The 19,424-nt window shown below is 43.7% G+C and carries 17 protein-coding genes; 10 read left to right on the top strand and 7 right to left on the bottom strand.

Annotation, left to right across the window (positions count from 1 at the left end; genetic code table 11):
- The 6 genes from Q5866_RS04575 to Q5866_RS04550 all read left to right on the top strand — a co-directional run.
- Positions 1-2,396, top strand: a 2,396-nt coding sequence (locus Q5866_RS04575; protein ID WP_303179125.1) for a SusC/RagA family TonB-linked outer membrane protein, incomplete at its 5' end; no start/stop codon positions are given.
- A gap of 11 nt (positions 2,397-2,407) precedes the next feature.
- Positions 2,408-3,994 (top strand): RagB/SusD family nutrient uptake outer membrane protein, encoded by a 1,587-nt coding sequence (locus Q5866_RS04570; RefSeq protein ID WP_303179124.1) that lies wholly within the window; start codon positions 2,408-2,410, stop codon positions 3,992-3,994.
- Entirely contained in the window at positions 3,979-4,674 is a 696-nt protein-coding gene (locus Q5866_RS04565; RefSeq protein ID WP_303179122.1) for a hypothetical protein, read from the top strand. Before Q5866_RS04570 ends, Q5866_RS04565 begins: the two co-directional genes overlap by 16 nt.
- Positions 4,675-4,687: 13 nt before the next feature.
- The gene (locus Q5866_RS04560; protein ID WP_303179121.1) at positions 4,688-5,479 is read left to right on the top strand and encodes a hypothetical protein; all 792 of its coding nucleotides are present in this window, start codon (positions 4,688-4,690) and stop codon (positions 5,477-5,479) included.
- 65 nt (positions 5,480-5,544) lie between these two features.
- Complete coding sequence (locus Q5866_RS04555; RefSeq protein ID WP_303179119.1) at positions 5,545-6,825, top strand: thioredoxin family protein; 1,281 nt, start codon at positions 5,545-5,547, stop codon at positions 6,823-6,825.
- Positions 6,822-9,596, top strand: coding sequence for a pitrilysin family protein (locus tag Q5866_RS04550; protein WP_303179118.1), 2,775 nt, complete (start codon positions 6,822-6,824; stop codon positions 9,594-9,596). The genes Q5866_RS04555 and Q5866_RS04550 overlap by 4 nt, the downstream gene beginning before the upstream one ends.
- Before the next feature lie 56 nt (positions 9,597-9,652).
- Here the strand turns inward: Q5866_RS04550 and Q5866_RS04545 are convergent, their stop codons facing one another.
- Positions 9,653-11,584, bottom strand: a complete 1,932-nt coding sequence (locus tag Q5866_RS04545) for a SpoIIE family protein phosphatase (protein WP_303179116.1) — start codon at positions 11,582-11,584, stop codon at positions 9,653-9,655.
- Between the two features lie 393 nt (positions 11,585-11,977).
- Between Q5866_RS04545 and Q5866_RS04540 the strand changes: the two genes are divergently transcribed.
- From Q5866_RS04540 to Q5866_RS04525, 4 genes are all read left to right on the top strand, one after another.
- Complete coding sequence (locus Q5866_RS04540) at positions 11,978-13,570, top strand: thiamine pyrophosphate-dependent enzyme (protein ID WP_303179115.1); 1,593 nt, start codon at positions 11,978-11,980, stop codon at positions 13,568-13,570.
- A 51-nt stretch (positions 13,571-13,621) separates the two neighbouring features.
- Positions 13,622-14,209, top strand: a complete 588-nt coding sequence (locus Q5866_RS04535) for an indolepyruvate oxidoreductase subunit beta (RefSeq protein ID WP_099293979.1) — start codon at positions 13,622-13,624, stop codon at positions 14,207-14,209.
- A 160-nt stretch (positions 14,210-14,369) separates the two neighbouring features.
- The gene (locus Q5866_RS04530; RefSeq protein ID WP_303179113.1) at positions 14,370-14,672 is read left to right on the top strand and encodes a GNAT family N-acetyltransferase; all 303 of its coding nucleotides are present in this window, start codon (positions 14,370-14,372) and stop codon (positions 14,670-14,672) included.
- Positions 14,673-14,684: 12 nt separating this feature from the next.
- Positions 14,685-14,903, top strand: coding sequence for a (4Fe-4S)-binding protein (locus Q5866_RS04525; protein WP_099293981.1), 219 nt, complete (start codon positions 14,685-14,687; stop codon positions 14,901-14,903).
- A 187-nt stretch (positions 14,904-15,090) separates the two neighbouring features.
- Here Q5866_RS04525 and Q5866_RS04520 read toward each other — a convergent pair whose 3' ends face one another.
- The 6 genes from Q5866_RS04520 to Q5866_RS04495 all read right to left on the bottom strand — a co-directional run bounded on the left by Q5866_RS04520 (position 15,091) and on the right by Q5866_RS04495 (position 19,399).
- Positions 15,091-15,891: a metal ABC transporter permease gene (locus Q5866_RS04520; protein ID WP_099293983.1), complete on the bottom strand. Its 801-nt coding sequence runs from the start codon at positions 15,889-15,891 to the stop codon at positions 15,091-15,093.
- 63 nt (positions 15,892-15,954) lie between these two features.
- Entirely contained in the window at positions 15,955-16,710 is a 756-nt protein-coding gene (locus Q5866_RS04515; RefSeq protein ID WP_303179111.1) for a metal ABC transporter ATP-binding protein, read from the bottom strand.
- A gap of 4 nt (positions 16,711-16,714) precedes the next feature.
- Positions 16,715-17,578, bottom strand: a complete 864-nt coding sequence (locus Q5866_RS04510) for a metal ABC transporter solute-binding protein, Zn/Mn family (protein ID WP_099293986.1) — start codon at positions 17,576-17,578, stop codon at positions 16,715-16,717.
- Complete coding sequence (locus tag Q5866_RS04505; protein ID WP_303179108.1) at positions 17,575-18,057, bottom strand: S-ribosylhomocysteine lyase; 483 nt, start codon at positions 18,055-18,057, stop codon at positions 17,575-17,577. The genes Q5866_RS04510 and Q5866_RS04505 overlap by 4 nt, the downstream gene beginning before the upstream one ends.
- Positions 18,058-18,059: 2 nt before the next feature.
- On the bottom strand, positions 18,060-18,755 hold the full coding sequence (locus Q5866_RS04500; protein WP_303179107.1) for a 5'-methylthioadenosine/adenosylhomocysteine nucleosidase: 696 nt from the start codon (positions 18,753-18,755) through the stop codon (positions 18,060-18,062).
- Between the two features lie 5 nt (positions 18,756-18,760).
- Positions 18,761-19,399, bottom strand: coding sequence for an MBL fold metallo-hydrolase (locus tag Q5866_RS04495; protein ID WP_303179105.1), 639 nt, complete (start codon positions 19,397-19,399; stop codon positions 18,761-18,763).
- Positions 19,400-19,424: the final 25 nt, after the last annotated feature.

The raw sequence follows: 19,424 nt of genomic DNA, 5'->3' as shown, positions 1-19,424 counted from the left end.
ATTACAATTTACGAGCTTTTCGTAATTCTATTTCTCCTTATGACGGAAAAGACGGGAAATTGAAATTCCCTACTTCATACAAAGACGTGTACTATTTTGAAAAAGGTCTATTCGCTCCCATGTACAACTACTTTTTCGGAAACCGAGAAGCAGCAAATAATGCTTACGCCTTACAGGATAGTTTGAACGAGTTCTACAATAATTCTACAGACTGGTGGAGATATATCTACCGTACAGCAAACGTGTACAACGCGAACTTACAAGCAAGCGGAGGAGGAGAAAATATGAATTATATGGTAGGAGCAGGATATTATAAAGAAGAAGGTATCATGCTCGGAAGCGATTTCGAACGCATAAATGTAGTCACAAACTTACAAGCAAATCCCTCGAAACGCCTCCAACTCAATAATCAACTCTCACTTTCATATAGCGACCGGAGTCGTGGTGGAAAAGGAGGTACAGGACAAAAAATAGAAGGCATCACGGTAGATCCCATGAGGCAATCGTCATTGTTACCCGGTAGCAAATACGTGAAAGAATACTTACTAAAAGACCTTAATGCCAATATAGAAAAAAATCAAAGTTATTCCTTACGTTACAATCTTGTGCTGGACTACGAGATAATCAGAGGTTTGAACCTGCGGATATCCGGTGGAATTGATTATAATCAACAAAATCAGAATAATTTCAAACCAAGTACTGCAGACAAAAATTACCATCAGTCTTTTACCAGGGGAACCATAGCAAAAAACATCTCTATTTTGAATGAAAACCTGCTGACTTATGACTTTAAAGTTAAACAAGATCATCATTTCAATATTTTACTGGGTTTATCTTTCCAAAAAGACCAAAATTATTCGAATCAAGGGGAAGCAACAGGAGGTCCTAATGATTACGTACATTATGCTACTGGAAAATGGGGAAACAGCGATGGTCTATTGAATAAAAACGATGGTGCCGATAAAGATAAAAACCCGACTTGGGTGTCAGCTTACAAATATGAATCCAGTCTTGAAGAACAACGGATGAATAGTTATTTCGGTCGATTACGATATAATTATAAAGAAAAATATATGCTGGAAGCGACTATTCGACGGGATGGCTCATCTGTGTTCGGAGAGGACGTACGCTGGGCTACCTTCCCTTCCGTTGCGGCAGGTTGGGCATTCTCAGACGAATCATTTATGAAACCGCTTTATTGGTTAAGTTTTGGCAAAATACGGGCAAGCTGGGGACGTTCCGGGCAGAAATTCAATCAGCCCTATCTGGCACACGGATTAATGGCAAGCGTATATGAATCTTTTTTAGGCACTAGAGGTATGGCTCCAGATGTAACCGGAGGATTATTAAACCGAAAATTAAGCTGGGAAAAAACAGATCAATACGATATCGGCTTGGATCTAAGTTTTCTAGATTACCGCATCAAGATGACTATTGATTATTATTACCGTTACACGAAAGGACAATTACAAAGAATCACTCTTCCCGGAGACTGGAACTTTCAAGATTTCCAATGGCAAAATGCTCTTGCGGTATCGAATGAAGGACTGGAGTTGGAATTAACCGCAGATATTTTCCGGGAAACTGCCGTGAAGTGGCGAATGAAACTGAACGCCTCTCGTAACTGGAATCGTTTTGAAAAAAGTAGTGACGGATTCGATTTTCTGGAAAATGTCATCGGAAAATCTTTGTACAATATTAAAGTTTACAAAACAGACGGTTTTTACAATTCTATAGACGAAATTCCATATTACCCGCAATCCTATGGTTTCCCCAAGCCTCTTCGTACGCTCAGGGGTGTTTACTTTCCCGGAATGCGAAAAATTATCGACTTGAATAACGATGGGGTTATCATGTCTGACAAAGACAGATACTTTGCAGCCAGTCCTCTTCCCGTGGCTCATGGTGGATTTATCAACGAGATCAAGTGGAAGCAATTCGATTTAAATATTTTCTTTACTTACTCGCTGGGAAGACATATCCTTAAAGTTTACGATGATATAGCCCTTAGACCCACCAGCGGGGGAGAACCCATAACTTATGATATTCGCCACATCGACTCGTGGACCAGTCCTAATAGCAAAAAAACGGATTATCCCAATTTAATATCATATAGTGAAGAAAATCAATATAACGGGCTATATGATTGCGACATAGAGAATGTGCACATGGTTCGTTTGAAACAACTTACACTAGGATATAACTTACATGAACGAATTACAAAAAAACTCGGTCTTAGAGGAGTCCGTGTATTCATCACGGGAGAAAACGTATTTTTACTCTCGAATTATTCCGGACTCGATCCCGAGATAGTGGATATTACCAAGGGAATAGACAACTTAAGTTCATACCCGCTACCGCGCAAATTCACCGTTGGGTTAACTGTCAATTTCTAAAATCTGTGATTATGAAAAAATTAATATTTCTTACACTGTTTTTTCCTTTATTTTCTTGCAATGACTGGCTACAAGTTGAGTCGGAAATTTCTGTGACGTACCGCAATTATTTCCAAAACGAACAAGATGTTGAGAAGATTTATATCACAATGCTAGGAACAGAAAGGAAGATATTTTCACCCTCTAGCCTTAATGCATTAAATTTTGCCGCAATGTACTGCGATTACACGAGCAGAGAATTAGAACTCTTCCGCACACTGGATCCCAATGTATATGAAACATCGGCAGGAAAGAATTCTATACAATGGCGAAATTATTATCACATAATTTATCTTGCCAATATGCTAGAAGAAAATCGACACCGTTTTATGAATGTAACAGAAGAACGTGCAGACTACTGGATCGCACAGGCTAATTTCCTCAAGGGATTAATGTATTTCGAAATTGCTCGACGCTGGGGGGAAGCCCCGATAGCTCCTTCGACAGAAGATGCCACAGCACTTGCTAAAAGTCCGGTAGATACGGTATTAGCTTATGCCATTCGAGCAGCAGAAAAAGCCTTGATATTACCCACGCACGATAAGTTAACAGATAGCAAAGGAACGAAGGTCTATAGCAGGCAATATGCAAGTATCGGAACTGTACGGACGCTACTCGCCAACATCTATGCATGGATGGGCGGTCTCTATGGCGAAGAAAAATACTGGGAAAAAGCAGAACAAGAAGCATCTCTGGTAATAAATGGCAAAGCGGGAAACTACAATCTAGTGAGCCTAAAAGAACTCGTAGAAAACACCTTGAGCTCCAAACGTGACGTGACCGAAGTAATCTATGCAATGGAATTAAACGAACAAGATGATGAGAGGTTCTGGCAAGGCTGGTTCAACGAAAGCTGTGAAGGTTTACATTTTCTTAACTACCCATACACGACAACTGATCCCAAGAAAATCGAAACAAATAATTATCTCACTCGAATCAAAGTATCTACCATAGAAAAATTGTATCAAAAAACAGATTTACGCCGAAAAGAATACTGGTACAGACTTGGAGATACGATTCATATCCCTGTATATGACGAGGAGTTAGAAAAAAACACGTTTGAAGTTTTCCAGCCTACATTTGCCTACATCAACAAATGGCGTGAGCCCGTTTATTCCGTGAACCCAGGAATCAACGCAGGTACACCGGAAGGCAGATTTCTCATATTAATGGACGGTAATAGTATATACTGGCGTTTAGCTGATCTCATCCTGTTACGGGCAGAATGTCGCGCACATTTAGGAAGAACGGATGCTGTAAATGATTTAAACCGTATCCGGGAACGTGCCGGACTCTTGAAGTATAACGGTTCCACGGAAAAAGAAGTTTTGTTAAAAGAAATCTTCGATGAACGCGACCGGGAACTATTCGGTGAAACCTGTCGCTATTACGACATCGTAAGAAATGGGTACTACCGTGATTTACTAAAGGGAAATTACAAGACATTAACAGACGAAGATGTAAAAAACGGCGCACTCTATCTTCCCGTCGGCTCTGGCGCATTTAACAAGAATACATTAATGAAACAAAATACTTATTGGTCATGGTATCTAAAATAACAAACACACTTATAGGAATAATATGCTTGTTCTTAATCAGCTTGTGTTCCTGCACGAAATATAATTATATCGACGGAGGAGTCGCAGAAGGAATACATGATTGCTCCATGTGGGAATATTTCCAACGGCAAACCGTGGACTGGGATTCCACAATGATCATGATCGAACATGCCGGGATGAAATCTATCTTCGATGGCAGTGGACCACACGAACAAATTACCTTTTTCGGTATTACCGATATTGCCATCGCAAGATATATGTTGAAACACAATTATGCCCTAGATCAAAACAAACTGGCGGGGCAAGCCGTGGACGACGAAGATTATTGGAACAAAGTGACAGACATCCCGGCAAGCACGTGTGAATCTATATTGAAAAAAATGATCGTTCCTCAACGATTAATGCTAAAAGATATTCCTCTCGGTTCAAGAACAAAAACATCTGACGGCAGGGAGTATATCGAAGACAAAGGCACTATACTTCCCGCACTATCAGGACAAATTTTCGCATGGATGGACCCGGAAGATTACAAAGAAGTAGAAGATGCCGGAGCAAAAAGATTGTTTATCGCTCGCCGATTAAATACCTCTTCCAACTGGAGAGTAGCCTCTACCGATATTCAAACAAATACAGGAGTGGTACAATCCATGGGATATGATTTTGAAATAGATAATTTTTAAAACTTAAAGAACAATGAAAAATTTAATCTATTTACTTATTTTGGGTACAGCCTCTCTATTCTCCGCTTGTCATGACATAACAGTCGGCTATCTGTTCGTTGCCCCAACAGCAGGTTACTCACAAGACACGATGCCTATTTTCAATATTGAAAATGAGATTAAACGATTGAATTATCTTCAAGAAACTTTTAAAATAGAGACGGCAGAACAACAAGATCAATTAGCTCAATTAGAAGTCGAATACAAAGAAAAATCTCAAGAAGCAAGAGATGCTTACGACGAAATGCTGGGGCCTTTAGAGGACGAAATGGACGCTGACCCGGACAACTTTGACTATGACCATTATTTCGATGTTTATTATGAATGGTCGGAAAAATACGAAGAGCCCCTTTTTGATATTACTAATGAAATCGAAGAGATAAAGAATGAATTGGATCGTATCGCTGAAGAAATGGGACTGGATGCACCGGAGGTAATTGCCAAACATATTGAGGAGTACCATAACAAAATTGATTTTAATCTTCCATGGACCACGCCTCGAATAGAAGGAGTACAAGGCACAGAACCTCTAATTTACACGGTGATCAGTGTTAAAAATGAAAATCCGGAAAATGCAGCCAAGTTCATGAATTACGTGGGGACAATGGGTGGAGGAGTCATCTATGTAGATCTCAATGTCGATGTTCCTGTCGGAACTTATACTGTGACTTTGGAAGTAAAAAATGAAGGGAGAACCAAGATTCTTAATGATGTATTCACATTCCTCGTTAAAGCTGAAGATTCAGATACACCTATTGAAGAATAAACACAAAGGTTGTGGTAAGTTCAATTTACCACAACCTATCTTTCTTAAAATTTTATTTATAACACATGAGAAAAATATTTTACATGATGGTGTTCCTAATGTTAGGAACATTAGGAAACCTATCGGCTCAAATGACGCTTTTTAAAGGCACATTTGACGAGGCTTTGAAGAAAGCGCAACAGGAGAAAAAAGATTTGTTCGTGGACTTCTTCGCCGAATGGTGCGGACCTTGCAAGGCAATGGCAAGTCAGGTATTCACGCAAAAAGAAGTCGGAGACTTTTTCAACTCCCGTTTCGTGTGCATACAAGTAGACGTGGATGCCCAAGAGAACAAAAACATCGCGAAGAAATACAACGTAACAGCTTTACCGACCATGGTGTTTATCAGTCGGGAAGGTAAAGAATTGCGCCGGGTGCAGGGAACCGTTCCTGCCGAATCGCTTGTTAAAGAAGCAAAGATTGCCACAGGAGAAGAATTGAGTTTCGAGCAATTGTACGAGAAATACAAAAAGAAGAAAAACGACCTCGACGTGCAACAACTATTATTAATTGAGGCTCCGGCATTTATTGCCATGCAACAGGGATACAACCAACAGAAATGGGGAACCCGTATCGAAAGCCTTTTCCCGGAATACTTGAAAAACAAGAAAATCGAGAACATGGCGAACGAGACGGATTTTTTGGTACTGACCATGTACCACCGCACGACTTCCAAGGAAGACCCTATTTTCGATTACATGGCACAGAACTACTCCAAATTTGCCAAAGAAATCGGGAAAGATAACGTGGCCCGCTACTTGGTTTCGTTGAATAATTCATATATCATTCAACTTTGTAAAAAAGGAGATCTCAATTATAAAAAAAGGCTCGAACGGGTGAACGGAGATTTGAAAAATGTTTACTCGGAATTCTCATTTGGCAACCTTTCGGTTCTGGATGCCCTCACGTTACTTGCCGATGCCACATACAGCCTCCACCGTCATGACGATAATACCTTCTTCGATAAGATGGATACCTATCTTGCCGGAAAAGGGGACAAGACGGAGTTGAACGATTACATCCAACCCCTACAAGACATCGCCGTCGTGTACGAGGGAAAGTTGTCGGAAAACGCTTACCGGAGATGCATCAACTGGATTGCCAAAGCCCTGACATTCGACAACGTGGGAGCGTCAAATCGTACCCGCCTGTTGATGATGATGGGGGACTGCTTGAAAAACACGGGCGATAACGCCAAAGCAAAGCAATCCTATAACCAAGCATTCCTGGCGAGCGCGCAAATCGAGAACAAAATGGAGATGCAACAACTCCAACAAGGAATCCAACAATCGTTACAAGGCTTATGAAAAAAATATTACTCCTTATATGTATTATCGGGTTGTTTACCCCAGCAGTACTACACGCGCAAGACAGAGCAAACGTGTTCCGCCACGGGAAACTGAACAACGGGTTAACCTACTACGTGCGCCATACGTCCATGCAGCCGGGGAAGGCAGACTTTTATCTGGTACAAAACGTGGGAGCACTCATGGAAGAGGACAACCAGAACGGGCTTGCCCATTTCCTGGAGCACATGGCTTTCAACGGGAGCGTGAGTTTCAAGGAAGGGATTCCCAATTTCTTGAAACGCCGGGGAGTGACTCGCTTTAACGCACAAACGGGACAGGACGAAACGGTGTACTACATGACGGGGATTCCCACGAATGACACAAAACTGCTGGATTCCTGCATCCTCGTGATGAAGGACTGGTCGGGTTTCCTGTTGCTCAAGCCGGACGAGATTGATAAAGAGCGAGGAGTTATCCGGGAAGAACGCCGGATGCGCCGGAACTTGGGTGCCCGCGTAAAAGAACAAACGGACGCATTCGTCTTCAATAACAGCAAATACGCCACTCGTAACGTCATCGGCAGCGAAGAAATCATAAACAACTTCACTCCCGAAGAATTACGGGCTTATTACAACGACTTCTACCGTCCGGATCTGCAAGCCGTGATCATTGTCGGGGACATCGATGCAGACAAAACAGAAGCCGAAATACAGCGTCTATTCAACCCCATACCGAAACGGGAGAACCCGAAACCCCGGTTAGTGTACGAGATCCCGGACAATAGCGAACCGTTTTACACGAAAGTGTTCGACAAGGAAATGACGGAATCTTCCATAACGCTGCTCAAACGGGTACGGCAAACGCCACCCGCCTCGCTGAAAGAGATGATGAAAGAGAATTTGATGAATATATTCTACAACCAGATCGTGGAGAAATACCTGCAAAAGTATATCGAAACGCAAGACCCAGCGTTCGTGCAGACCATGGTCGGCTTCAGCGGACTGGTGCGGAATTACGACCGATGGAATATCTACATGCAGGCTTACCCGCACAAGGAACGGCAAGCCTTGAAAGATTTGATGGAAGAACTGGAACGCGTTCACCGCTATGGAATAAACGACAAGGAAGTAAAGGAACAAATCACGGCATATCTCTCCGGACTGGACGAGACGGAAAAAAACAAGGACAAGTTCCCGAACGAGGTGTACGTGCAAATCTACCAAAACAATTTCCTTGAAGGGAAACCGATCACGAGCATAGAAGAAGACATCGCCCTGTCGCGGGAAATACTATCGGGACTCACGGCAAAGGATATACAGGACTGGATTGCCTCGTGGAACAACGATAGCAAAAATTGGGTATTTATCATGCAAGGCAACGACCCGGATTATGATTTCCCGACAAAAGAGGAAATCGTGAATATCATGCAGGCAGCCAAGAATGTTGAAGCCGCGGCGGCTACCGAGGAAATCAAAGCGGTTCCCCTGTTGGATTACGAGGTAAAAGGCGGAGAGATCGCGAAAACCAAACAGATCAAAATGCTGGATGCCGAGGAATGGACGTTGTCGAACGGCTGCAAAGTATACTACAAATTCAGCGACCAAAACGGAATCAAGGTGAGCCTGTTGGGTGAAAGTTCCGGCGGGATGTCATTGCTCCCGGCAGAAGACCTGCCGTCAGCCTCGGCATTATCTACCCTAGCCATGTATTCCGGATTGTACAAACACGACGTGCAGATGATGCAGGAGATACTGAAAGGGCATCACGTGCAGCCCAATATCACGCTCGGGGAAACATTCGAGGGCGTGAGCGGCGTGTGTGATAACAACGAAATGGAAATGCTGCTCCAAATCATCTATTTGTTCTTCGAGCATCCCCGGTTCGACCGGAATGATTTTGACAAATTCGTGTATTTGAACAAACTACAAGCGGAAAACACACCCCGCACGGTGAATGACACGATAGCGGAACAGATGCAAAAGTTACGGGTAAAAGACTCTCCCCGCTTGTGGAAACAGGATGCCAAATTCTACGATGCCATGAATTACGACAAAATGGTCGCCATCTATCATGACCGTTTCCAAGATGCCTCGGACTTTACCTTTTATCTGGTAGGAAATATCCAACGGGAAGAAGCACAAAAACTGGTGGCGAAATACTTGGGAGCCATCCCGTCCATTCATCGGGTTGAAAAAGCCGTACAACACGACTTGAAAAAGGAAGGTTCCATCACGGAAACCATCACTGCTAATATCCCGGACAACAAGTACATGACGAACATCGAGTTCACGAACACGCTGAAATTAAAACCCGTGGAGGATTTGGCTATCGACGTGATTCGTTTCGTGCTCTCGAACCGTTACCAGAATATCATCCGGGAAGACGAGGGCGGTGCCTACGGGGTAAACGTTGCCGCATCATATAACGCTTACCCGACACACACGCAAGCCATTGCCGTCAACTTCCAGAGCAACACGGAGAAAGGCGACCGGATGCGTGCCATCGTCCACGAGCAGATTGACAAACTCGTCGCCGAAGGTGTAAACGAGGAAGACGTGGAAGATATGGTATTAATGATGAAAAAAGGACGTGCCAATATGCTGGAAAACCGAGGGAACGCCCATTGGCAGGAAGCCTTACGATATTATGCGGAAACGGGAAAAGATATCGACTCTCCCGTGATGTTCGAGAAACCGATTGAAAAACTGAATGCCAAGGTAGTACACGAGGTTGCCAAAAAGTTCTTCGGTTCGGCAACATGCGTGGACATTGTAATACGGTCAAAATAATAAGTAGTGCGCGTGTGTACCAAAGGGGATTGTTGAAAAATAATCCCCTTCCAAATTTACAACCATCTTACCCCTTTCTGTTTCTCGTACCGCAAACTCATGACAGTTAAATCATCCGACTGTTCCGCTTTTCCGGCGTAAGCATCAACATGAGCAATAATCTTCTCAACCAACTCTTTTGAAGACAAATTCTTGTTTTCTTCAATAAATTGAAACAACCGATCTATTTTATAGAATTTAGCATCCTCGTTCTGGGCTTCCGTTACCCCATCCGAATAAAGAAGCAATTGAGAACCCGAAGCGAAATAACACTCCTGTTCCTCGTATTCATAATCGGAAGACACGCCCAAAGGCAAATTATCGGCAGTCTTAAACATTTCCACCGTTCCATCCGGCTTAATAATTATCGGGTAAGGATGTCCCGCGTTACAGAATCTCAATCGCCGGGTATTCAGATTCAGTACTCCGGCAAAAAAAGTAACAAACATACTCGTGTTACCATTCCGAATAAGGCTGCGATTAATAACATTTACGATGTAATTCAATGAAGTATCTAACATCGCCACGGAACGCATCTGACTAATCGTGGTCGACATAAACAAGGCAGCCGGAACACCTTTCCCGGAAACGTCGCCGATGGCAAACCCGAACTCGTCCTCGTTAAGCATGAAATAATCGTACAAATCACCACCTACTTGTTTCGCCGGACGCAATACCGCGTGTATATCTATTGTTTCTCTGCCTGAAGGAGGAATAAATTGCTTCGGCACCATTCCCAACTGTATGTCATGGGCGATACGCAATTCACTTTGAATCTTCTCGTTGGCAGTCGTGGTATTCCGCAATTGTTCCACGTATTCCGTCAATTGGTGTTGCATAAACTGGAAAGATTCGTACAACTCACCCAACTCGTCTTTAGAACGAATAATCGGCAGAGGCGTGTTAAAATCTCCCCCGGCAATATTTCTTGCCGACATGGAGAAACGGGTCAACGGTTTCGTGATCCGTCGCACGGCTACAAAGCACATGATATAAACAAACACCAACAACAGCAGGAAACCGATTAACATATACATGTTAAACTGATTCAACTTCCCGAATACCTGAGCATAAGGGCACACGACCGCCATATACCAGTCCGTGGCAAAGACTCCGGTATAATAAACGTATGACAACGTCTTTTCATCCTTCACAACCAGACTTCCGCTTTTGCCCGCTGCCATTTCACGAACAAGTCTGGCAACATTGGGCTCCGAAGCCTCTTCCGCCGTCTGGAACATATTCTTCCCGATCGTCGTTTCCCCTTCTTTACGCATGATATATCGTCCTTGCTTGTCGATAATCACCGTGTAACTCCCCTCGTAAGGTTTCATCGAATTAGCCAAATCCCTCAACCATTTATTCGTCAAATCGACCGACAATACAGCAATCAGTTCCCCGTCTTTCCCATGGATCGGCACGGCGTATGAAGTAGTTATCACGTCCGGGTCCCCGGCATCCCGGTAAGGCTTACTCCAGTATCTGGTTTCCCGGGCTCCTTTATACCATCCCTTCTCGAAATAATTATAATCCTCACTCCCGACCTGCATAGTCTTCACCGTATCCCCACTCATGAAAGAATAGGGAGCGAAATAATGACCTTTCGACGGAAAATAATAAGGCTCGAAAGCGATAGCACACCCGAATATCTCTTCATTCTCCTTCACGATCCGGCGGGTTATCGAAAACAGGGAATCCGGATTCTCCACGTATGCCATAATCATCCAACCCAAGTTGTCCGGAATCTTTTCCACCTTACTCAACAAAGCACTCACTTTCAAATTAGCGATCTCCGCCATTGTTTCAATTTTATCTTCCGCCTCCTTCGATAACGTTTTCGTGGAGTAATGATAAAATATCCCGAAAAGTATAACGGATAACACTGTAATAAAAGAAATTACATAGAAACTTAATTTCGCGGAGAAAGATTTATTATATCGTGCATACATAATTTATCGTCAATTGATAACTACCCTCTATTAAAAGCAATTCAAGGGCACTAATATACAAAAAAACATAAAACAAACATAAGAAAACTAGTATTCCATCGTGCAAAAATAGAAAAATAATTTATCACAGACTTCTGTTTAAAAAATTTGTTCTTATTAAATATTAATGCTAACTTCGTCGCAAATTAAAGACGAAAACGTTTTAAAAATTAGTGTGATGTACGATCCATCAGAATATTATTTCGTTTTGGCCTATATCGTGGGAGTGTTAAAATTGTTCGGGGGACTATAAAAACTCGCCCGGGAATGATTATTCCCGATAATTTCTTTCAGCAACGTACAGTTGCATCCAGCTAAAAAGATAAATAACTTAAAATCAATAATCTTTCAACTATGCAAAAACAACTATTACTAGGTGTTGAAGCTATTGCACAAGGTGCCATAGACGGAGGTATATCCGGCGTATTTGCCTACCCGGGAACCCCTTCAACTGAGATCACGGAGTACATTCAAGAATCGAAACAGGCAATCGCCCGCAACGTTCACCGGATGTGGTCAGCCAATGAAAAAACGGCGATGGAAACCGCACTGGGTATGTCTTATGCAGGCAAAAGAGCCTTAGTATGCATGAAACACGTGGGTATGAACGTGGCTGCCGACTGTTTCATGAATGCCGCTATCACCGGGGCTAACGGGGGTATGGTAATCATCGCTGCCGATGACCCGTCCATGCACTCTTCTCAAAACGAGCAGGATTCCCGCGTGTACGGCAAATTTGCTTTAATTCCGATACTGGAGCCCTCCAACCAACAAGAAGCATACGATATGACTCGCTATGGCTTCGACTTGTCGGAGAAATTGGGAACCCCTGTATTATTGAGAATCACGACCCGTCTGGCTCACTCCCGTGCCGGTGTTGAACCACGTGAGGCAAAGGCCGAAAATGAAATGCGCCTGCCGGAAGACAAACGCCAATTCGTGCTCCTTCCCGCTATTGCCAAGAAAAGATATAGATTATTGTTGGACAAACAAATCGCTTTCGAGGAAGAGTCTGACAATTCACCATATAACAAATACATCGACGGAGCAGACAAATCCATGGGTATCATCGCCTGCGGAATCGGTTACAACTACCTGATGGAAGTATTCGGCGGTAATTGCCCTTACCCGGTAGTGAAAATAAGCCAATACCCGCTCCCGAGAAAAATGATTACCAAATTAGCCGAAAGCACGGAGAAATTACTCGTTCTCGAAGAAGGCTATCCCATTATCGAGGAAGCCTTGAAAGGTTACCTTGAAAAAGAAAACGTTCACGGACGTTTGGATGGTATTCTCCCGAGAGACGGGGAATTAAATCCCGACCACGTGGCAAAAGCATTCGGACTTCCATCCGTTGAAGGTGCTCCCGTACCTGAAATCGTAGTGCCCCGTCCGCCCGCTCTTTGCGTGGGATGTAGCCACAGAGACGTGTACACCGCGTTGAACGCCGTAGTGGCGGAGTACCCGAACGCTCGCGTATTCTCCGATATCGGCTGTTATACCTTAGGAGCACTTCCTCCTTTCCAAGCTATCAACTCTTGCGTTGACATGGGTGCTTCTATCACCATGGCAAAGGGTGCGGCTGACGCCGGATTATTCCCCGCTGTATCGGTTATCGGGGATTCTACATTCACTCACTCCGGAATGACCGGCTTGTTGGATGCTGTCAACGAGAAAGCGAATATCACGATTATCATTTCAGATAACGAATCTATCTCTATGACCGGAGGACAAGAATCATCCGCACTAGGACATCTGGAAGCTATCTGTAAAGGTATCGGTGTTGACCCGGAACACATCCGCGTATTACTTCCCGTACCGAAAAATCATGACGAATTGTGCAAGATCATCCGTGACGAGATCGAGTACAAGGGGGTATCTGTAATCATCCCGCGAAGAGTATGTATCCAGAAAGCCGCCAGAGACGCCAAGAAAAAGAAAAAATAAATTGACTCACAATCGATTCAATTTAAAATCTAAAATTTAAAATTTAAAATTATGAAGACAGACATTATATTAGCGGGCGTAGGCGGACAAGGTATCCTTTCCATTGCAGCAGCACTGGGTTCTGCCGCCCTCAACAATAACCTGTACATGAAACAAGCGGAAACTCACGGCATGAGCCAACGCGGAGGTGACGTACAGTCATTCATGAGAATCTCTGACAAACCGATATTCTCTGACTTGATCGCAAAGGGAACGGCAGACATCATTCTCTCGGTAGAACCCATGGAAGCATTACGCTATCTTCCTTTCTTGAAACAAGGCGGATACGTGGTAACCAACGCAACCCCGTTCATCAACATCCCGAACTACCCGGAAGAAGCTACTTTGATGGCAACCTTAAAGGCTCTGCCTCATCAAGTAATTATCGACGCCGATAGCATCGCCAAAGAAGCTGCCGGAAACGTACGTGCCAGCAACTTCGTGATGTTGGGAGCTGCTTCTCCCTTCATCGAAATTCCTTTCGAATACCTCGAAAAAGGTATTACTGCCATTTTCGAACGCAAAGGAAGCGATGTTGTCGAAATGAACCTCAAAGCATTACGTGCCGGACGTGCATTCGCTCAAAACTACATTAAATAATCGAATCAATAACAGGGCATAGCCCTAACCAATCCCCTCCCGTCACACGGAGGGGATTTTTTATATATATCCATTTCTTTAAAAATAATAACGGGACAAAATCAAAACAAAATTCATATTCTGAACGTTTAATTTACAATAGACATTAAAATTTAAGGTTATGACAGAGGATTATGAATTAAAAGATGATGTACATCGTCAACAGTACGAGTTCCGCATCGGTAATTATACACCCAAAATCGAGTATATAAAATCAATCAACGGGGAAATCTACCTTACACACACGGAAGTTCCGTCGGAACTGGAAGGTCGTGGAATAGGTTCACAACTCGTCGAAAAAACGCTAAAGGATATCGAGCGTCAAGGACTGCGTCTAGTACCGCTTTGTCCTTTCGTGGCCGCCTATATAAAGAGGCATCCCGAATGGCGGCGCATTGTTATGCGAGGTATAAACATCAAATAAAAACAGAACACCATGGAAAAGAAGTATGAATACACGAACGGAGAACTGACCATTATCTGGCAACCCTCAATCTGTCAACATGCAGGGATTTGCGTAAAAATGTTACCTAAGGTATATAACCCGCAAGAACGTCCTTGGATAAAGATCGAGAATGCAACGACAGACGAATTAATAGCACAAATCAATAAATGTCCCTCCGGAGCGTTGAGTTACAGGATAAACAAAGAATAAAAGAAAAAATTCCACCACAGATAAGAACAGGAGTGCGTGTCAAAACACGCACTCTCGTCCATAAAGTCTAAAAGTCCATAAGGTCGTAAGGTCAAACGTGCGGGTGGTATGCGTATCATTATATTGAATATCATTAATTTATTGGCTTATAGACGTTATAGACCTTAGGAGCCGAAGGCTCGACTTTTCATTTACGGCGGCGTAATAAATAACAAACAATAAATATCAGCAAAAAACAAAGCACAATCGTTGCCCCGGACGGAAGCTTCAATGCTGCTGACGCGAAAAGCCCGATAACAGAACCCACGCAACTAATAATCGTGGATAAAACCAATTGTTTCGTGAAGTTCTTGTAAAACATACCCGCTATTGCTTGAGGCATCGTCAGGTAAGAAATCACCAGAATAATTCCCGCCAACTTCATACACAGCACGATACACAAGGCTATCAGCACGGTAATACCAATCTCCAACCCGTTTAAAGCAACAAAATGCGTCCGACTGTACTCCTTGTCAAAAGCGATATAAAACAACGGACGATAAAACTTCGCGAAAAACAAGATAATTGCCAGACACAACACTCCCGACAGAATCACCTGTTCCCCCGTGACTGTAAGAATATTCCCGAACAGATAAGACAATAAATTAGGTGCGTATCCCGGAGTCAGGTAAATAAACAACACTCCTATCGCCATACCCGCCGACCAAAAGATACCAATCAAAGAATCTTCCTTAAACCGCTTATTATCCGAAAGGTATAAAATACAAAATGCCGCTGCCAAGGCAAACACGGCAGCCCCGAAAAGAGGTGACAAACCTAAAAAATAAGCCAATCCCAATCCCCCGAAAGAAGCATGCGTGATCCCCCCGCTAATAAAAACCATTCGTTTGGCAACAATATATGTCCCGATTAACCCACAACTCACGCCGATCAATATCGTGCACAAAATTGCGTTCTGGAAAAAACCGTATCTTAATAATTCAAACACCTTGGTAATTTTAGATTTATGATTTATGATTTTAGATTCCCACCGCACAAGGACAGTGCTTTTTCAATTTTCAATTGCCTTGTCGTGCTCCAACAACACCCGATGCGGTACGGTTCCGTGGGAAATCAACTCGATCGGACAGTTATACAACTTCAACTGTTCCGGTGTAATCAAGTTCGATTCGTGATAATGCAATCCCCCGTTCACACAGGCAATGGTCTTCACGTAGGAACAAATAGTTCCCAAATCGTGTGAAACCATCACGATACTCATTTTCTCGTTCAACTCTTTCAACAAAGAATAAAACTCAATCTCGAAATTCGAATCCACGTAAGTGGACGGTTCATCCAGAATCAGTATTTTCGGGGAGGATATGATAGCCCGACACAAAAATACCCGCTGCATCTGTCCCCCGGAAAGCTCTCCGATTGGACGATTTTTATATCTGAGCATGCCATACTTTTCCAGTATCTCATCCACCTTCCTCCGGTCAACTTTCGTGTAAGAATGAAATATCCCTTTCTCGGACATCAATCCGGATAACACTACTTCCTTTACACTGATCGGGAAACGAGCGTCGAACTTACTGTTTTGAGGCAAATACCCGAACAACGATTGCTTGGACGTGTGATAAATGATCTTCCCGGAGAAAGGCTTTATCAACCCTAATATAACCTTTAACAAAGTCGTTTTTCCACCCCCGTTCGGCCCGATAATTCCAATAAAATCATTCTCCCGTATGGTCAAGTTCACTCCTTGCAACACGGTCGTTTGCTCGTAACCTGCCGAAATATCCTTCAACTCCAAAATCTCTTTCATCCGGTTATTCCATTTTTTGTTCTATAATCTGAAGCAACGATTCCATTTCCTTTTTCCAGTCCGCACTCAACGGATCAATGGCAATAACCTCGCCGTCGATCTCCCGGGCTATAGCTTTGGCATTCATCACGTCAAACTGGTTCTGGATAAATACAATCTTTATACCTTTTGCCCGACAAGTATCGACCACCGCCTTGATATGTGACGGATTGGGTTCTTTTCCCTCGTCCTCGATCGCAATCTGTTCCATACCGTAATCTTTCGCCAGATAAGTCAAAGCCGGATGATAAATCAAGAAAGTCTTGTTCTGCTTCGCGGGAATAATCCTTCGGGCTTCCGCGTCGATACTGTCAATCTCCTGTTTGAACTGCTTGAAATTCTGCTCGAACTCGGTCTTCTTCTCCGGGAACTTTTCAGATAACACCTTACATATCGTTTGCGCCATCATACCCGCGTATCTTGGAGACATCCACACGTGAGGGTCAAAATTACCGGGGTGTGTATGATGATGCCCGCAATCACACGTTCCCTCTTCCAGCTCCATCCCCTCGGATTGCTTCACGAGTTGTATATGCTTCTCCTGTTTTTCCAGAAAAGGATACAAATTACTAATCTCGAAAGGCAGATACCCCACGGCAAAATAGATAGAACTATTATGCAACGCTTTCAACTGTTCGGTACTTAAATCACTCACGGCAGGATTAGCCCCCGGCGGAATCATCACGTTCACCTTCACGTAATCCCCCGCGATACGCTCCACGAAATAACGTTGAGGCAAGATACTCACGCTGATCGTCTTCTCCCGATCCTTGTTTTCATCACAAGCCCAAAGCAAGGCAACCAACATTAAAATGATTCCTATTCTCATTCGCCCGGGTATATCAGATTCTTTTCCTCGATCACGTCCAGCACTTCCGCCAGATATTTAGCAGCCTCATATTTCGCCATCGGCAGATTATGTAATAGATAATTACCGCAATCTTTTGCAGCAACACCGGGAACTTCACCTTCAAAATCACGAATAAAACGGAATGTTTCCCGCATCAATTCCACGATATCACGAGAAGTCAAATCACCCCGCATCAAAAAATAATTTCCCGTGCAGCACCCCATCGGTCCCCAGAAAATAATCTTGTCGCCCCACGTCTCGTGATTTCTTAAATAAGTCGCCGCAAGATGTTCTATCGTGTGCAATTCCCCCTGTCCCAACACGGGCTCCCGGTTAGGCTCCTTCATACGTATATCAAACGTCGTGATCACCTCTTCTCCTACATAATCTTTACGGGACACGTAGATCCCCCGCAACAGGCGAAGATGATCTATGGTAAAACTAGGTATTTTTTTCATTTTTATTCTTCAGATAAAACAGTGATTAACTTTCTAATCATCTCGAAAGAGCGTTTGGGAGCCTCTTCCCAGAAATTCAAATATTGATTGTAATGATCTTTGACTCCCGGGGTATCGCTAATAATACGATAACTCAAGAAAGGTACGCCACACAAGTAGCACACTTGCGCGATAGCGGTCGATTCCATATCAACCGCCAAGCCTTCTGGAAAACGCTTTTTGATCTCCATCAACTCCTCTTTCTCCGTCACGAAACGATCACCGCTGCAAATCAATCCCCCGTATACATTTCCGTCATGTTTCACGGACAAAGCCTGTTCATACAATTTCTTATCCGAAACAAAACGAGCCGGCAATCCTTGAATCTGCCCATACTCATTTCCTTCGCCGCACCACACGTCATGATAAACCATATTCTCCCCGATCACGATATCCATGACTTGTGTCAACGGGTCTATTCCCCCGGCAACACCCGTGTTTACAATCACCTCCGGGGCATATTGCCGGATCATTTCCACCGTCCCTACCGCCGCGCAAACCTTACCGATCCCGCTTTTGGCCAACACGACGTCAACTTCTCCCATACGCCCCTCGATAAAGGGGATTCCCCGAACCAAACGTTCCTTTCCCCCGTCAAGTAAAGATTTCACCAGACCGTATTCCGAAGTCATGGCTACAATTATACCGATCTTCTTCATCTTTTTTATTGAAAAAATGGATTCATACGTTTCTCTTCTCCTATCGTGGTAAACCCGCCGTGTCCCGGTATTACCCGCACATCATCCGGCAACACGAACAATTTTTCCCGGATTCCGTCTATCAACTGACGCATATCTCCCCCGGGTAAATCCGCACGTCCGACACTCCCTTGGAACAACACATCCCCGGCAACAAGCAATTTATCCTGTTCGCTATAGAAACAAAGTCCCCCCGGAGAATGTCCCGGTACATGGATCACCTTCAATTCCGAATGTCCGAATTTCACGACATCCCCGTCATGCAAATATTCTCCCAACGCCGGAGGCGGTGTAATTCCCCGTATTCCCAACATCGCCGCATACTTCTCCGCGTCTTCCACCCAAAACGAATCCGCTTCATGCGCCCGGGCAGACAACCCGTATTCGTCCAGCATAAAATTATTCCCGAAAATATGATCTATATGCAAGTGCGTATTCAACAACGCTACCGGTTTCAAATGATTTTCCGCCAGAAAATCTATCAAACGCCGCTCTTCGTCTTTCGAAAAACAACCGCAATCAATCACCACGGCTTCCCCCGTTTCATCGTACAACACAACCGTGTTCTCCTGCCATGGATTATTAACAAATACTTTTATCTTCATCTATCATGCATTTTATTCAGACAAA

Source organism: uncultured Butyricimonas sp. (assembly GCF_959596855.1).
Classification (GTDB): domain Bacteria; phylum Bacteroidota; class Bacteroidia; order Bacteroidales; family Marinifilaceae; genus Butyricimonas; species Butyricimonas muris.
Note: the sequence above shows the minus strand (reverse complement) of the source record. Positions and strands in the feature narration are given on the sequence as shown.

What these genes read in the sequence shown, in the direction of transcription:
- Q5866_RS04565 (WP_303179122.1), top strand. Translation starts at nt 3,979, where the DNA reads ATGGTATCTAAAATAACAAACACACTTATAGGAATAATATGCTTGTTC.
- Q5866_RS04550 (WP_303179118.1), top strand. Translation starts at nt 6,822, where the DNA reads ATGAAAAAAATATTACTCCTTATATGTATTATCGGGTTGTTTACCCCA.
- Q5866_RS04560 (WP_303179121.1), top strand. Translation starts at nt 4,688, where the DNA reads ATGAAAAATTTAATCTATTTACTTATTTTGGGTACAGCCTCTCTATTC.
- Q5866_RS04555 (WP_303179119.1), top strand. Translation starts at nt 5,545, where the DNA reads ATGAGAAAAATATTTTACATGATGGTGTTCCTAATGTTAGGAACATTA.
- Q5866_RS04540 (WP_303179115.1), top strand. Translation starts at nt 11,978, where the DNA reads ATGCAAAAACAACTATTACTAGGTGTTGAAGCTATTGCACAAGGTGCC.
- Q5866_RS04525 (WP_099293981.1), top strand. Translation starts at nt 14,685, where the DNA reads ATGGAAAAGAAGTATGAATACACGAACGGAGAACTGACCATTATCTGG.
- Q5866_RS04535 (WP_099293979.1), top strand. Translation starts at nt 13,622, where the DNA reads ATGAAGACAGACATTATATTAGCGGGCGTAGGCGGACAAGGTATCCTT.
- Q5866_RS04505 (WP_303179108.1), bottom strand. Translation starts at nt 18,057, where the DNA reads ATGAAAAAAATACCTAGTTTTACCATAGATCATCTTCGCCTGTTGCGG.
- Q5866_RS04510 (WP_099293986.1), bottom strand. Translation starts at nt 17,578, where the DNA reads ATGAGAATAGGAATCATTTTAATGTTGGTTGCCTTGCTTTGGGCTTGT.
- Q5866_RS04515 (WP_303179111.1), bottom strand. Translation starts at nt 16,710, where the DNA reads ATGAAAGAGATTTTGGAGTTGAAGGATATTTCGGCAGGTTACGAGCAA.
- Q5866_RS04545 (WP_303179116.1), bottom strand. Translation starts at nt 11,584, where the DNA reads ATGTATGCACGATATAATAAATCTTTCTCCGCGAAATTAAGTTTCTAT.
- Q5866_RS04495 (WP_303179105.1), bottom strand. Translation starts at nt 19,399, where the DNA reads ATGAAGATAAAAGTATTTGTTAATAATCCATGGCAGGAGAACACGGTT.
- Q5866_RS04530 (WP_303179113.1), top strand. Translation starts at nt 14,370, where the DNA reads ATGACAGAGGATTATGAATTAAAAGATGATGTACATCGTCAACAGTAC.
- Q5866_RS04570 (WP_303179124.1), top strand. Translation starts at nt 2,408, where the DNA reads ATGAAAAAATTAATATTTCTTACACTGTTTTTTCCTTTATTTTCTTGC.
- Q5866_RS04500 (WP_303179107.1), bottom strand. Translation starts at nt 18,755, where the DNA reads ATGAAGAAGATCGGTATAATTGTAGCCATGACTTCGGAATACGGTCTG.